This is a genomic window from Flavobacterium xizangense (assembly GCF_054075145.1).
In genome coordinates this window covers 1-245 of sequence record NZ_JBSIPG010000255.1, presented here as the reverse complement: position 1 = coordinate 245, position 245 = coordinate 1, and the positions used below count along the sequence as shown (strand labels likewise).

The 245-nt window shown below is 39.2% G+C and carries 1 protein-coding gene; it reads right to left on the bottom strand.

Annotation, left to right across the window (positions count from 1 at the left end; translation table 11 throughout):
• A partial coding sequence (locus ACWA1B_RS23335) for a substrate-binding domain-containing protein (protein WP_456911061.1) occupies positions 1 to 245 on the bottom strand: 245 nt, incomplete at both ends.

Below are 245 nucleotides of genomic sequence, written 5' to 3'. Positions count from 1 at the left end.
CTTAAAATTTCACTTCTAATTTTCAGTTTACGACCTGGAGTCTTGAATGGCAGTAATCCTGATTTTAAAACTATGCGCTGTCCGATATCGCCGGCAATAAATGAAGAAAAGCCCATTCCAAGCCCTGAATACCCCTGACAGTTAATAATAAACAAATCACGTGCCAAAGGATATTTCCCTTCTCCTAAGTCATTTTGTGTCGGACTATAATAACCACCGCCATTTAATCCCTGCACACTTAAAAC